13 protein-coding genes are annotated in these 13,503 nt (G+C 58.3%); 11 read left to right on the forward strand and 2 right to left on the reverse strand.

Going from position 1 to position 13,503, the window contains the following annotated elements:
• Positions 1–34 precede the first annotated feature (34 nt).
• From WBG04_RS03050 to WBG04_RS03065, 4 genes are read left to right on the forward strand one after another with little or no spacing between them, the layout of a single operon-like run.
• Entirely contained in the window at positions 35–676 is a 642-nt protein-coding gene (locus tag WBG04_RS03050; RefSeq protein WP_424312885.1) for a phosphatase PAP2 family protein, read from the forward strand.
• On the forward strand, positions 673–1,128 hold the full coding sequence (locus WBG04_RS03055; RefSeq protein ID WP_424312886.1) for a GatB/YqeY domain-containing protein: 456 nt from the start codon (positions 673–675) through the stop codon (positions 1,126–1,128). The genes WBG04_RS03050 and WBG04_RS03055 overlap by 4 nt, the downstream gene beginning before the upstream one ends.
• The gene (gene ispD, locus WBG04_RS03060; RefSeq protein ID WP_424312887.1) at positions 1,128–1,787 is read left to right on the forward strand and encodes a 2-C-methyl-D-erythritol 4-phosphate cytidylyltransferase; all 660 of its coding nucleotides are present in this window, start codon (positions 1,128–1,130) and stop codon (positions 1,785–1,787) included. Before WBG04_RS03055 ends, ispD begins: the two co-directional genes overlap by 1 nt.
• Positions 1,788–3,017: a M16 family metallopeptidase gene (locus tag WBG04_RS03065; protein ID WP_424312888.1), complete on the forward strand. Its 1,230-nt coding sequence runs from the start codon at positions 1,788–1,790 to the stop codon at positions 3,015–3,017. It begins immediately after the preceding gene.
• A gap of 9 nt (positions 3,018–3,026) precedes the next feature.
• Here WBG04_RS03065 and WBG04_RS03070 read toward each other — a convergent pair whose 3' ends face one another.
• Together WBG04_RS03070 and WBG04_RS03075 are read right to left on the reverse strand one after the other, a co-directional pair.
• Positions 3,027–4,106 (reverse strand): vWA domain-containing protein, encoded by a 1,080-nt coding sequence (locus WBG04_RS03070; protein ID WP_424312889.1) that lies wholly within the window; start codon positions 4,104–4,106, stop codon positions 3,027–3,029.
• A gap of 57 nt (positions 4,107–4,163) precedes the next feature.
• Positions 4,164–6,347, reverse strand: a complete 2,184-nt coding sequence (locus WBG04_RS03075) for a hypothetical protein (RefSeq protein WP_424312890.1) — start codon at positions 6,345–6,347, stop codon at positions 4,164–4,166.
• Positions 6,348–6,571: 224 nt separating this feature from the next.
• On the opposite strand from WBG04_RS03075, the gene WBG04_RS03080 reads away from it, so the two are divergent.
• The 7 genes from WBG04_RS03080 to WBG04_RS03110 all read left to right on the forward strand — a co-directional run bounded on the left by WBG04_RS03080 (position 6,572) and on the right by WBG04_RS03110 (position 13,502).
• Positions 6,572–7,579, forward strand: coding sequence for a polyprenyl synthetase family protein (locus WBG04_RS03080; protein WP_424312891.1), 1,008 nt, complete (start codon positions 6,572–6,574; stop codon positions 7,577–7,579).
• Between the two features lie 238 nt (positions 7,580–7,817).
• Positions 7,818–8,309, forward strand: a complete 492-nt coding sequence (gene nrdR, locus WBG04_RS03085; protein ID WP_424312892.1) for a transcriptional regulator NrdR — start codon at positions 7,818–7,820, stop codon at positions 8,307–8,309.
• Positions 8,310–8,365: 56 nt separating this feature from the next.
• The gene (locus tag WBG04_RS03090; protein WP_424312893.1) at positions 8,366–8,944 is read left to right on the forward strand and encodes a hypothetical protein; all 579 of its coding nucleotides are present in this window, start codon (positions 8,366–8,368) and stop codon (positions 8,942–8,944) included.
• Between the two features lie 29 nt (positions 8,945–8,973).
• Complete coding sequence (locus tag WBG04_RS03095; protein ID WP_424312894.1) at positions 8,974–9,321, forward strand: histidine triad nucleotide-binding protein; 348 nt, start codon at positions 8,974–8,976, stop codon at positions 9,319–9,321.
• A gap of 67 nt (positions 9,322–9,388) precedes the next feature.
• Positions 9,389–10,504: a polysaccharide deacetylase family protein gene (locus WBG04_RS03100; RefSeq protein WP_424312895.1), complete on the forward strand. Its 1,116-nt coding sequence runs from the start codon at positions 9,389–9,391 to the stop codon at positions 10,502–10,504.
• A 71-nt stretch (positions 10,505–10,575) separates the two neighbouring features.
• A complete protein-coding gene (ffh, locus tag WBG04_RS03105; RefSeq protein ID WP_424312896.1) occupies positions 10,576–12,006 on the forward strand; it encodes a signal recognition particle protein in 1,431 nt (476 codons plus the stop codon).
• A gap of 59 nt (positions 12,007–12,065) precedes the next feature.
• Positions 12,066–13,502, forward strand: a complete 1,437-nt coding sequence (locus tag WBG04_RS03110) for an SDR family oxidoreductase (RefSeq protein ID WP_424312897.1) — start codon at positions 12,066–12,068, stop codon at positions 13,500–13,502.
• Position 13,503: the final 1 nt, after the last annotated feature.

Genomic DNA, 13,503 nt, shown 5'->3' on the forward strand with positions numbered 1-13,503 from the left:
CACGGTTTAGCGAGCAACCCACAAGGAGTTCCCCATGCCGCTCGATCTTCTCAAAACCATTCAGCGTCGGGCGCTCAGCGGGGGTCTTGCCGTCCTCTGGATCATCGTTCCTTACGGCCTGCTCCAACAGATCGCCATCCGGGAGGTGCTCTGGGTCACGCCAAGCGGCTTTGACCTCGCGGTGCCGGTCAATTTCCATAGCCTCTGGTTCTATTTTTCCTTCTACGGCCTGCTCGGCTGGGTTGGCCTCGGCGTCGAAGACGCTGTCTATCGACGCTATATCCTTAGCGTGGCCTGGACGGCCTTCTTCTCCCATCTCGTCTTTCTGCTCGTTCCGAATGGCGTGACCCGCGAGGCGATCGATGCCAGATCGGCCCCCATCGCCTATCAATGGCTGGCCCTTGCCGACGAACCACGCAACGCCTTCCCCTCACTCCACGCCTCGCTCTCCATCCTCGCCGGATTGGCTGCCAGTCGATCCCGGAAAATCCACTTTCCCCTCAAGGTGCTCGCCTGGCTGTGGGTCCTCGGCATTTTCTGGTCCACCATCGCCCTGCGACAGCACTACGCCGTTGATCTGATCAGCGGCGGCGGACTGGCGCTGGCCGTCTGGTGGGTCATCGGCCGCGCTTTGCCCTTTCACGAACCCCCTTCGCGGTCTACGAAAGAAGCATGAGCACTTTCGCCGAACAACTGCAGCAGGATCTCAAGGACGCCATGAAGGCCAAGGACAGCCTCCGCCTTGGTGTGATCCGCGCCCTCAAGACCGCCATGACCAACGCCGCCATCGAGAAAGGCGGCCTGGGCACCGAACTCGATGAAGCCGAGTCGACCGCCATCGTCCGCAAGCAGGTCAAGCAACGCCAGGACTCGGCCCAGCAGTTCAAATCCGCCGGCCGCGATGAACTGGCAGCCAAGGAAGACTCGGAAATCGAAATCCTCGAAGCCTACCTGCCAGCCCAACTCGGTGCCGACGAGGTCATCGCCATCGTCGAAGCCGCCATCGTCGAGACCGGTGCCAGTGGCAAGGCCGACATGGGCAAAGTCATGAAGCTCGTGCAGGAAAAAGTCGCCGGCCGGGCCGACGGAAAAACCCTCTCTCAAGAAGTCGCCAAACGCCTCGCCTGATGCCCTGCGCCGCCATCATCGTCGCCTCCGGCCTAAGTCGGAGGATGGGTTTCGACAAGCTCGCCGCCCCCATCAAGGACATCCCCGTCCTGCGGCGCACGGTCAACACCTTCATGGAAGCTCCAGGGATCGATAAGGTCATCGTCGTCTGTCCCCAAGAACGCTTCGACACCCTGCTCTTCGGGGACTTCCCCAAACCACTCATCCGGGTCGATGGAGGAAAGGAGCGTCGGCACTCGGTGGAAGCCGGTCTCGCCGTTCTCGATGAGTCCGACATGATGGTTGCAATTCATGATGGTGCGCGACCTCTGGTGACCGTCGAAATGATTCAGCAAACCATCGAGCAAGCCCGCCAGTGCGGCGCCGCGGCCCTGGCCCGACCCGTGACCGAAACCATCAAGAAGGCGGATCATGAGAACTTCAGTCTTCAAGGAATCGATCGTACCTCCCTCTGGTACACCGAGACCCCCCAGACCTTCCGGACTTCGACCCTGAAGCGGGCCTATGCCGGACTCGACGAGAAAGGCGTTCTTGCTACAGACGAGGTCTCGGTTGTCGAATCGATGGGCATCACCACCAAGCTCATTCACTCGAAGGGTCCGAATCTCAAGATCACTCATCCTTCCGACATCCAACTGGCGGAAGCACTTCTCTCGTGAATGCAGGCAAGCTACCACGAGCTTCGAAGTTCCAAAGGCATCCGCATCGGTCTGGCCAGCATTCCCGAGAGCGAATGTGCCGCCGTCTCCATCCATATCCCGGCCGGAAGTCGCGACGATCCACCAGGCCTTTCCGGATTAGCCCATTTTGTCGAGCACATGGTCTTCAAAGGTACCGAGACACGCGATGCCCGCCAGATCAGCTTCGAGACCGAGGACGTCGGCGCCTCACTCAATGCCTGTACTTCCGAAGACTCAACGGTCTACGAAGCGCGCGGCGATGCCTCAACCCTTCCCTTGTTGGTCGACATTCTCACCAGCATCGTCTGGCGACCGAGCTTTCCTGCCGATGAGATCGCGCTTGAGTGTGACGTCATCGCTGAAGAGATCGTCATGTATCAGGAATCCCCTTCCGACCACATCGGCGATCTGATTTCAAAGGCCCTGTGGTTCCCCCATCCCCTTGGAGAGTCGATTTCCGGGTCGCTTGAAAGCATCAAGCGGATCGACCGCTCGGCGCTGCAGGAATTCGCGAGGCGACATCATTTCCGCGAAGACGTGGTGGTTTCAGTCGCAGGCCCCTTTGATGAAGAGCAAGTCCTGAAACTTTTTGAAGTCCACCTCCCCGCCACCACTTCCAGTTCTGCCAGCACCCTTTACCGGGCATCCGATGATCCGCGCCGTTCGGAAATCGAAGCACGCGACACCCAACAGCTTCAACTGGCCATTGCCTACGCCTGCTTCGGCCGCAGAGACTCACGACGTCATGCCTTGAGATTGCTGGGAATGATCCTCGGTGAAGGAGCGAGTTCACGCTTGTTCCAGGAGCTTCGTGAAGAACGTGGGCTCTGTTACCAGGTCGGATGCGAGGTCACCCTCTTCGAAGACACCGGAGCTTTGGAAATCCATGCCGGACTCGATCCCGCATCCCGTGAGGAAGCACTCGCCTGCATCCACCGTCACCTTGAGAGCCTGTCGAAGCACGGGCCCAACGAAGCGGAACTCGCGCGAGCCAAACGCCTTTGTGCCAGTGCTTCGCGAGCAGCGATGGAGAGCACCGCGACGCATGCCGAGTGGATCGGCGAATGCCTGCTGCAACACGAGCGAGTCATCACTCCACAGGAAGCCATTCAGGTGATTGAAGCCGTGACCTCAAACGAAGTCCAACAAGTGGCCGCGATCCTTTTCACTCCTGCCAATGAGGCTCTCGCCGAAATCCGGCCAGCTTGAGACCACACTTCAATCGTCAAAGTCGTCAGTCAGGTATTTCTCGACCGCCAGGCCGCTGATCGGCTTGCCCTCAAGGATCAGCGTGAAGCGTCCACCGGTTTCATTGGCCAAATCGTTCATCGCATCGGCAGCGGACCCGGGACTCTCAAGCGCGATCGTATCGACCGGAATCGATGACGGGTTCATGCCGTCAATCCTGTTGAGGGTGTAGTCGAGGTCCGACGGCTCACCATCGGAGAGCAGATAGATCGTGTCCGGAGCCGGCGACATGGATAAAGCCATCTTGAGCGGCGAGGACCATACCGTGCCACGCCCGACACTCATCTTACCGATTTCACGAGTGAAGGCCGCTTTGACTTGATCGGTTGCAGGGTGCCATGCGATCGGGGGCACCTCGTTGAGGCCATTCCAGCCATTGTCCTCATGATTGGGACCGGGCGTTTCGATCGTCCATGCCGTCCTTGCGAAGAACAGCACATTGAAGGCCGTTCCGGGCTTGAGCGCACTGATCGAACGGATCAATTCCTTCTTCGCCGCATCGAGCCGGGTGCCACCACTTGCATCCGTGTTCATCGACTCGGAGAAGTCGACAATGTAGGCGATCCTTCTTCCGGACCTTGGTGTTCCAAAAAAGGACGAGCCGCCACCGCCATCACCATCGCCGTCACCTGCCCCGAATCCGGCGGTAAAATCATCATCAATGCCAAACAAGGTCGTCGGATTCGATTCCTCGGGCATCGGCACACTGACCGGTGCCTCCATCGCTGCGGCAAGCACCCTGGCCATCGAGGAACTGGCACTCGTGGGCTTGGGCTTGGCTCCCAGCGCCATGTCTGGACGATCCACCGGATTTTCCTCCTCCACCGGCGGAGGAGCGTAGGTGACAATCGTTTCGGACTGTCTGTAGGCCAGTTGCAGCGAGATGAGATAGAGGATGCCGGCAATCAGCGCAATGATGATCAATGCCACGATCACCGACTGGATCGAGTCGACCCGCCGCTGACGTGCAATCAAGATCTCCAACTGCGCCGCATGCTCAGAGACATGCAGCTCATCGGGGCTTTCAGGCGAAATAATCAATTGGGGCATGATGGAGCTTTTGACCCCACCAATTCACCACAAGCGACTTGGACATGCCAGAGAAACCTAGCGGGTCTGGAAACGAAGGGTAATTTGGCGAGTTCCACTTTCTTCACGGTCATGCAGGGTGATCGCATCGAACTGTCTCAGCGACTCCAGCCCCTTCATGATCCGTGGTAGCTCCTCCTGAAACTCCTCCGCGTTGTCACCAAGAATCACCTCGGCATTCTCATCGAGAAGACTGAGGGTCTCTCCGGCATATTCGCGCAGTGTATCGAGATCCAGTTCGAACCAGGCCCCCTTGCGGGAGCTCGTGGCCTCACTACCTGCACGAGCCATCAGATCAAGCGCCTGGGTTCTGGAGCTTGAGGCCACGAACCAGTCGTCGCTCAGGGTTACCGATGGCTTCACATCATCGGAAAAGGCCATTGCGTCAAAATACCAGGTCACCACGTCGTTTTTCTCCGAACTCGTTGGGACGAGCATGTTGATATCTCCCGCGCCAAGGTCCTTCGCCGACTTGAGCATCGCGCGAATCGAAAGATCCGACTGCTTCCAGGCATCGCCCAGCTTGCTACGGTCCGTCACGGGGGCGACGTAGGATGCGCGGATGAAGCGACCTCCTTCGACCAGCTCCTGGGGCACGCCGGGAAACGGAGGAACCGCGGCATTCATATCAATCACCATCGCACCTTCATTCCCCAGACCTTCGCTCATGGTACTAAGACCGTCGTAGAGATTCAGCAAGTCCTCCCTGAAGAGCTCGTCGAACATCTCGAATCCCTGTTTGAACTCAGCCAGTTCCCCTTCTTCGATGTCGAGCTCCATCAATTTCCCAGTCAAGGCGTAAGCGGACTCAACCATCACCTCGATCATGGCTGAGGCACGTTGGTCATACTCCTCATCCACAACCCAGTTGCCGAACAGCAGCACATTGTCGCCTTCACCGAGGGAAGCCAGCTTGTGTTCCGCCTCGTAGTTGATGCCTCCGCTATCAATTCCGCCAAAGGTGTCGAAGCGCGCACCACCATCAATCGTGATCAGACCACCGAAGGTGCTCGAGTCCATCAACTCCATCAGGGCGTCTTCACGCTCGCCAATCATATCAAGCAGCGCGACCAGCTCCCTCTCGTTTCCAAAACCATCGACCGATGAGATGCCGTCACGGATTCCTGCCGCCATCTCCTTGAAACCTCCGGCGTTGAGAGCACCGATCAAGTCATTGCTACCGTAGAGAAAACCGTGAACGGGTTTACTCAGGTGGGCATCCACGAAGGAAATCGCATCATTCGCAGCCAGCGAACTCTCAAGATTCTCGGCAATCGGGCAGGCTTCGATGCTACCGCCGATATACAAAAGCAGGTAGTCGTCCATTTTACCGGTGGCGACCACCAGCGACTTCGTCTTCAGCGAGGCGAGGATCTTGTCGGTATTTTCCTTACCAAGGGTCGAGTCGGCTTCCTCTCGATCTTCTTCCACGAGCGCAGCCAAGGTCTCGCCCTTCAGTAGAACCCCCTTGAAACTCGCACCCGCTTTCTCGAACTCGATCACTTCCGCCATTTCCGGCGGCACGCCGCCCAGCATCTCCTCAATCTGACCTTCCGCCATGGCCATCGAATCCTCATCAGGAACCTTCAAGCCCGCCAATACCGGCGGCATCTCCGCGCGTTCGATCAGCGGCATGTACTGCCCGATGTCCTTCACCATATCCGTCAACCAAGCTTCCTCGTTCCCAAGGGCCATCATGGCGTCATCCAAATCACCACTTTCGACACCCTCTGCCATGGCACGACTCATCGCGCGCATCTGGTAGTAGCCCATTTTGGCATTCAGCACTTGCAGCGACTTCGTCTGCTCCGCGGTCCCCTTGCCGGTCGCGAGAAACATCTCGTTTCCGAGAAACTGGCCGGCCATGTCCGCCTGAGCTGCGATCTCCTCCTCAGGATTCATGCCTTCCTCTTCCTCAATCACCCCGAGCAAAAACTTCCAGGCGTCGAGGTTTCGTAAATTGCTGACCATGCCCTTGCCGTCGTAAAGCGCCATCACACTCTCAGTGTCCGAGGACAAATGGCCAACAAATCCCAGCTTCGCCGCCCGTTCAGCCGCGGTGGCAGCATCTCCACCGGTCACGACCTCGTCGACCGCCTGATCCACCGTTTCGACGACCTTCGCCACTTCCTCCTTTTTGCATGCCCCAAAAACCAGGGCGGAAACAGGCAACAACACAGACCACGTTCGGGATATTCTCATAACTGGCGCAGAGGCTACGTGGAATCCCGAAGCACGGGCAATTCCAATTACCCGGCAAATTCGTAGAGGTCCCCGCTGATCCTTGAAAAGCTGGCCCTTGCGCGTCAGCAATTCCCGTCCATGGATTACGCACAAGCTCGCTTCGGGCCTTCCTCCACCAAGGATTACGACATGGGGGTTGCGGCCTGCACGAGATTGTGAAAAATTTCACAAGCCTCTGCGCCATGGCCACTACCACCTTTCCCATCTCCCAAAGCGACCGTTTCCCTTTTGATCTCGTCCGTCCTGAGCTGGAGATCGTCGAGGCCGCCATCCGTGATCAGGTCCGCGCCTTTGATCCCGCAGTTGAGCCTTACGTCAGCTACGTTTGCAACACCTCGGGCAAGCGGATCCGCCCCGCCCTCTCCATTCTCGTCGGCGGTGCCCTGGGCAAGCTCGATGAAAACCAGCACAAGATCGGTGTCATTCTCGAACTGATCCACATGGCCACCCTGGTCCATGACGACATCATCGACGGAGCAGTCACCCGTCGCATGGTGCCCACCGCCAATGCCAAGTGGGGTGCCGGGCTCTCCGTGCTCTTGGGCGACGCCTTGTTTTCCCACGCTCTGGCATTGGCCACCGAGTTTGATGAGATTACGATTTGCCGCAAAGTCGGACGCGCCTCGCGAGAAGTCTGCGAAGGTGAAATCGTTCAGACTCAGCGCCGTTTCGACCTTGGACTTACCAAAGCCGACTACTTCCGAATCATTGAAATGAAGACCGGCGCGCTCTTTGCCGCCGCCTCGGGGATTTCAGCCGCCCTTGCCGGTGCCGATGAAGAAACCGAAAAACGCATGTTCAATTACGGCCTCAAGCTCGGGACTGTCTACCAGATCTACGATGACTGCCTCGACCTTGTTGGTAGCGAGGAAGCGGTTGGTAAAACGCTCCGCACCGATCTTGAGAAGGGCAAATTGACCCTTCCCATCCTCAACCTCCTTGAGTCCGCTTCTGAAAGTCAGCGCACCAAGCTCAACAAGCGGATCATCGAACAGGAACCGCTCGATCTCACGGTTCTCGTCGGTATCGCCGAGTATGAAGGTGCCATCGAGTCTGCGGTTGATACCGCGATCGGCATGCTCGATTCCTGCCGTGCCGACCTTTCCGGCCTCCCGGACAGCGAGTACAGCCAGGCACTCCACCAGATCACCCGCTTCCTTGAGTCGCTGCTCAACAAGTGCCGGGGCTGATCGAAAGCAAGCGGCAGTCACTCAATTGACCTTCGGAAGTCCGGCATCGAAAAGCGTCCAGCGCATGCGGGTCCGTCGGCTCGAAAGAACGCCCGGGCACTCTTTTGCCTGCAGACTCTTCTAAAAAATCCCCTTCACCGATCCCGATCATCGGAAGTCAGCCACTAAATCTGTCATAGTTTTCGCGTTGACCCCCCTACATGATGACGTAGCCTCTCGCGCATCGGTCTCCCAACCTATGCGATGTGTGCAGTGTGCCTCCCTCAAAGCCAAGGTCCTCGACTCTCGAATGTCGAAGGATGGCACCACTATCAGGCGCCGGCGCGAGTGCTTGAATTGCAACTACCGCTACACCACCTACGAGCAGATCGAACGGACCGAACTGCGGGTGGTCAAACGGGACGGCACCCGCGAGGCGGTCAACCGCGAAAAAATCCGCAATGGCTTGATCAAGGCCTGCGAGAAACGACCGGTCTCGATGGATCGCATCGATCGAGCCGTCGACGAAATGCTTTCCGAACTTCACCGGGACCACGTCAGCGAGGTCCCCTCCTCCAACATCGGCATCAAGGTGATGGAGAAACTTCATCAGATCGATCCGGTGGCCTACGTCCGCTACGTTTCCGTCTACCGTCAGTTCGAAGATGTCGGCGAGTTCATCCGCGAAATCCAGGCACTCGAGCTGCGAGCCGCCCGTGATCCGATGCAACGACGCCTCTTCAAGGACTGATACCATTTTTCAAGCCTCCTCCTTTTAACTAACCAACCATTTCCTGATTCAATCGAGTGATCGCACTGATCGGCAACCGCCCCGCCATCCAAGTTGGCAACCACCAGGTCTATGACTACGACACCGTCTGGCTCGCTCATGCCCTCGAGCGTGCCGCTGCTGCTGCAGACCGGCATGACTTTCCGTTTCTCGAAGAGATCCGCCAAGGCGTCGAAGAATATCTCGAGACCAAATGCTCCCTGAGCCTGCTTCCGCTTCAAACGCTTTACGAGCGGATGCGCAAGATGCTCGAAAAGATCGGCTGCCATCTGATCGCCGAGCAACTCGAGCCGCTCGCCCCACCCGTCACCCTTTCACTAACCCATGCCGCAAGACGTGCGGGAAACGGTTACGAACTTGCCTTCTTTCAATGCTTGCGAGCGGAACTCCAAGAGCTGCGCGGGGCCGGGGCCGAAGAAATTCGCTTCACGGGACTCCGCGAATCCGTCCAGATGCTGCGCGGCAAGGATACCTGGGATGTCCAATGCGATCAGCTCCTCAACGAAGTCCGGAGCTTCCTCGGGAATCAGGGCCGCGACTATCAGGCAGTCGCCCGACCGCTGCGATTCCACGTCGAAGGTGAACGAATCGATTGATTTCCAAGGCCCTATAAACCTTCTTCGCCATGGCAGAGACCACGCTTTTTGAAAAAATCTGCGCCAAGGAGATCCCGGCCGCGATCGTCCATGAGGATGATCTCTGCGTCTGTTTCAAGGACATCTCTCCTCAGGCTCCAATCCATTACCTCGTGATCCCCCGCAAGCCAATCCCCCGGGTTGGCGAAGCCGGCCCCGAAGATCAGAGCGTGCTTGGACACCTTCTGCTGACAGCTTCACAGATCGCCAAAAACGAAGGCTTCTCAGATAACGGCTTTCGCCTGGTGATCAACAACGGCCCGGATGGCGGCGAAGCGGTGCCCCATCTTCACGTTCACCTGCTGGCAGGACGCCCGCTCAAATGGCCTCCTGGCTGACGGTTTGGTGAGGAATCCCGGAAAGTTCGGGATTTATCATTCGGCAATTTGGCTTTAGGATCCCTCTGTGATTCTTCGCATCCTCAGCATCCTACTCGTCCTCCCGGTCCTCATGGCTTCGGCGGCAGACGAGAGTGTCCGGGTTTCCGTCCTCGGCTACCACGACTTCTCCGAATCCGACGACGAGACCGAGATGAAGATCCGGACCTCGAAGTTTCGGCGGCAAATGGAAGCCATCCGCGACCTCGGATTGAACGTCATCTCGATGGAGGACTTCCAGGCCTGGAAGCGCGGCGAACGGTCAGTGCCCGACAAGAGCATCATGATCACCATCGATGACGGTTGGAAATCGGTCTACGACGAAGCCTTCCCCATCCTCAAGGAACTCGGTTACCCTTTCACCATTTTCCTCTACAAGTCCTACGTCGACGGCGGTGGCCGCGCGCTCACCACGCCGATGATCAAAGAGATGATGGAGCATGGCGCGACCATCGGCAGCCACTCCGTCAGTCACCCCTATCCCGCTACAGTGAAGAAACACCGAAAAGAAGGTCCCGATGCCTACGACCAGTTTCTACGGAACGAGATGGGCGAATCCAAACGCTTCCTCGAATCGAAGTTTGGCAAAGCGGTCACCAGCTACGCCTATCCCGGAGGTTTTCAAACTCAGGAAATGTTCACGCTCGGTGACGAGTTCGGTTACGGACACCTCTTCACTGTTTTGCCCGGCAAGGTTCGCCGCGACACCCCCGACCACTCGTTGCCCAGATATATCATCCTCGGGACCCACGATCATATCTTCGAATTGGCCACCGCTTTCAACGATACCCCGGGAAACCCTTCACGAGGTAGTAGCGATCTGGTTCAGACCACACCCTTCCCTGTCCAGCCCGAACCTGGCCGCATGATCGACCAACGCCTGCCACTCATCTCCGCGGATCTATCAGATGCCGGTCCGATTGACCCCGAATCCGTCGTCATGAGCGTCGGAGGTTTCGGCCAGGTCCCCGCCACCTTCGACGAAGAAACAGGCACCGTCTCCTGGCAGGTCAACCGGCACCTTCGTTCACCTGGCCTGCAGGTGCGGATCAGCTGGAAGGATCCTGAAGGCAAGGCCCCCGAAGTCCCCCTGCGCTGGAACTTCAATATCGATCAAGAAGCCGCCTACGTGCCGCAGAACTGAGACGCTCATCAACTGGGCCATGCCTTGATCTGGCTTCCCGAACCCACTCCAATTTTTCCAAATTCCCGACTATGTTCTCATCACTCAGTGACTCCCTCGAAAAAACCTTCCGCAACCTCCGAGGTGTCGGGAAAATCTCCGAAAAGAACATCACCGATGCCCTGCGCGAAATCCGCGTGGCACTGCTCGAAGCCGACGTCGAATACAGCGTCGCCAAGGAATTCATCTCTCACGTCAAGGAGAAGGCGGTGGGTGCCGATGTGCTCAAGTCGATCAAACCCGGCGAACAAATCGTCAAAATTTTCCACGACGAACTCGCCGAACTGTTGGGTGGGGATCAGGTCCCGCTCAATCTTGAAGGAACCAGCCGCATCCTCCTCTGTGGCCTGAACGGCGCCGGCAAAACCACCACCGCCGGCAAGCTCGCCAACCGCCTCAAGCGCGAAGGCAGGAAGCCACTGCTGATCGCCTGCGACCTCTACCGCCCGGCCGCGATCGACCAGCTGGCAACCGTCGGCAAGCAAGTCGGCGTTCCTGTTTACACGCCGGACGCCTCCGAGACCGACGTCGTCAAGGTCGCCAGGGAAGCCCTCGCGTGGGCGGAAGAGCAGGGTGGCGACGTGATCATTTTCGACACCGCCGGCCGCCAGGAAATCGACGAACGACTCGTCGAAGAACTCAAGACCCTCCACGCCTTCCTCGAACCCCACGAAACTCTGCTCGTCGCCGATGCTGCTACTGGCCAAGGCGCGGTCAGCGTGGCCAAGCACTTCAACGAAGCCGTCGGCATCAGTGGCATCATCCTGACCAAACTTGATGGCGATGCCCGTGGTGGCGCGGCGCTATCGATGAAGGCCGTGACCGGCAAACCCATCAAGTATGCCGGTGAAGGTGAGAAACTCGATCAGCTCTTTGAATTCCACCCGGACCGCATGGCCGACCGCATCCTCGGCATGGGCGACGTCGTCGGCATGGTCGAACAAGTCGCCGGCCGGATCGACGAGAAGGACGCGATGAAGTCGATGGAGCGGATGGCCGCCGGCAAGTTCGATTTCTATGACTTCCTCGATCAGATGAAGATGATCAGCAAGCTCGGCGACATGAAGGGTCTGATGTCCCTCATCCCCGGCTTCAACAAGATGAAGAAGCAACTGCCCGATGCCGCCTTCGACCCCAAGCGGATGAAACGTACGGAAGCCATCGTACTTTCGATGACTCCCGACGAACGCCGCCGTCCTGAGATCATCAAGGGCTCGCGACGCAAGCGCATCGCCGCTGGCTCCGGCGCCACCCTGGTCGATGTCAATCGCCTGCTGAAGCAATTCGGTGACATGCGCAAAATGATGCGCTCGCCGAAGAAGATGCAGAAAATGATGGGACAAATGGGCGGCATGCCCGGCATGGGCGGCGGCATGCCCGGACTCGGCGGTGGCGGCGGTGGCATGCCCGATCTCGGCGATCTCGATGGTCTCTTGAAAGGTTTGGGGAAGAAGGGAAGATAGGACTCAGGCCTGACCACGATAATCATTGGCGGAAAAGGGAGGCCGTGACAGCTTGAGAAGTGCATCTACTCGTCACCGGCGCCAACGGCTACATTGGCTTGAGGCTGATCCCCGCTCTGCTGGAAGCCGGGCACCGGGTCACCGCTGTGGTTCGGGATCGCCGACGCTTCCCCTTCGCGGACTTTCCCAAATCAGAGGATCGACTCAGGATCCTCGAAGGCGATTTCCTCAAGCCGGAAAGCCTGCCTGGGTTTCCAGAAGAAATCGATGCCGCTTACTACCTTCTTCATTCGATGGGGGGCGGTGGAGACTTTGCCGAAAAGGAGAAAGCCGTGGCGAAGAGTTTCGTCGCAGCCCTTGATCAGACCAACTGTCGCCGGATCATCTACCTCGGTGGCCTCGTTGATCAGAACAAGGAACTATCCGTCCATCTCCGCTCCCGTCAGGAGGTGGAGGCCCTCTTGGATTCCGCCAAAGCCGGGCTGACGGTCCTGCGTGCATCGATCATCGTCGGTTCCGGCTCTGCCTCGTTCGAGATCGTGCGCGATCTGGCGGAAAAGCTTCCGGTGATGATCTGCCCCCGCTGGGTCGGAACGCTTTGTCAGCCGATCGCGATCAGAAACGTCATCGACTACCTAACAGGTTTGCTCGATCACCCCGACACCGTTGATCGGACCTTTGACATCGGAGGCCCCGAGGTGCTGCGCTATCGGGATCTGCTCGAAGGCTACGCCAAAGTGCGCGGCTTGAAGCGCTTGTTCATTCCAGTCCCCTTTCTTTCTCCAAGTCTCTCGTCCTGGTGGCTCTACGTGATGACATCCACCACCTTCTCGCTGGCGAGGGCCTTGGTTCAGTCGATGAAGAATGAAACCGTCTGCCGTGACAAAGCGATCCGGGAAGTGATCCCGCTTCCCTTGATCAGCTATCACGATGCGGTGGAGCTTGCGCTGGCGAGAATCGCCCAAAACCGGGTGCCTTCGCGCTGGGCGGATTCCTTGCAGGCAGGAACCATGGACCCGGATTTCATCAATGCGATTCGAGTTCCTGAACATGGAGTCTACAGCGACAACCAAGAGGTCGATCTCACCGCATCGCGCGAAGAAGTCCTGAACGCGATCTGGTCGATCGGTGGTCAGAACGGTTGGCCATCGATGAACTGGGCGTGGAAGATCCGGGGAGTGCTTGACCGGCTCAGCGGAGGGACCGGTCTGCGCCGAGGCAGACGCCATCCTTCCAAACTCCGACCAGGTGACCCACTGGATTTCTGGAGAGTCCTGGTCGCTGATCGCACTGCGGGACGCCTGATGCTCTATGCGGAAATGAAGCTTCCAGGCGAAGCGTGGCTCGAATTCTCGATCGAGAACGGCCGCCTCCGGCAGACTGCCACCTTCCGGCCTCAGGGTCTATTCGGTCGGCTCTACTGGTTCTCGGTGCTGCCCTTCCATTGGCTGCTTTTTCCCGGCATGGCCCGCCGACTTGCGGCTGGTTCAAATTAGT

The organism is Haloferula sp., from assembly GCF_049672945.1.
Lineage (GTDB): Bacteria > Verrucomicrobiota > Verrucomicrobiia > Verrucomicrobiales > Akkermansiaceae > Haloferula.